The sequence below is a fragment of the Methylobacterium hispanicum genome (assembly GCF_022179285.1).
Classification (GTDB): domain Bacteria; phylum Pseudomonadota; class Alphaproteobacteria; order Rhizobiales; family Beijerinckiaceae; genus Methylobacterium; species Methylobacterium hispanicum.
Genome location: NZ_BPQO01000085.1, coordinates 1 through 974 on the forward strand (window position 1 = coordinate 1; position 974 = coordinate 974).

Consider the following 974-nt stretch of genomic DNA (forward strand, 5'->3'; position numbering starts at 1 on the left):
TGCGCCAACCGCAAGGAGGCAGGCGACCACGGTAGGGTCAGCGACTGGGGTGAAGTCGTAACAAGGTAGCCGTAGGGGAACCTGCGGCTGGATCACCTCCTTTCTAAGGATTCTTCTTCGGGTGTGGTTGGCCTCGGTCAACCCGCTGAGCATCCGCTCAACCCCTCGAAGATCATTAGATACAGGGTCCAGTCAGGACCCATTTGGCGGGACGTCGCCGTCCTCGTTTCTCTTTCTCATCCGGACAAGCGGATCGCTGCGGCGCGGCTCACCAGAGCGGCTGCCGATCAGACGACCAGCTCGGGCCTGTAGCTCAGGTGGTTAGAGCGCACCCCTGATAAGGGTGAGGTCGGACGTTCGAGTCGTCCCAGGCCCACCATTGTCATGGTGGCCTCAAGCGCCGGCGGCGAGGTCCGTCGCCTCAGGCTGCCCCGCGCATCAGCGCGGACGGCCATTCGGCCTTGCGAGCCTTCGGCTCGGACGTACACCCATCGGGGACATAGCTCAGTTGGGAGAGCGCGTGCTTTGCAAGCATGAGGTCGTCGGTTCGATCCCGTCTGTCTCCACCATTCTCACACGCTGCCTTGTAGGCGCGGGGAGGGGTGTCGAGCAGCCAGTCCGGAATTCCAGTTTGCCACGGCCGCTATGGTCCGCCTCTGCGGATCGGCCGTTGGTCAAAAGAATCTGACATCGTGAAGAGGGAATGTGTGCCGGTGAGGCAGCGAGAGCTGATCCACACCGGTCATGTTCGGCAAGCATACGGTGATGCGCTCCGAGAGGACGCGCATCACTGGTCTTTTTGTGACCGCGCAGGTTCGCGTGTCGTCAGCCGCTGATAGCGGCTGCCGGACACGTGGGCGGCGCATGGATCACGAGAGCGATCAAGTGCCTTAAGAGCATCTGGTGGATGCCTTGGCGCTGAGAGGCGATGAAGGACGTGGTACGCTGCGATAAGCCTTGGGGAGCTGCGAACG

General features: G+C 62.1%; 2 tRNA genes and 2 rRNA genes. All 4 read left to right on the plus strand.

Going from position 1 to position 974, the window contains the following annotated elements:
- Positions 1 to 103: ribosomal RNA gene (locus tag MFF56_RS31820) — 16S ribosomal RNA — on the plus strand; the annotation flags it as partial.
- Between the two features lie 199 nt (positions 104 to 302).
- Positions 303 to 379, plus strand: a tRNA-Ile gene (locus MFF56_RS31825).
- Positions 380 to 493: 114 nt separating this feature from the next.
- Positions 494 to 569: transfer RNA gene (locus MFF56_RS31830), tRNA-Ala, on the plus strand.
- 310 nt (positions 570 to 879) lie between these two features.
- Positions 880 to 974, plus strand: a 23S ribosomal RNA gene (locus MFF56_RS31835); the annotation flags it as partial.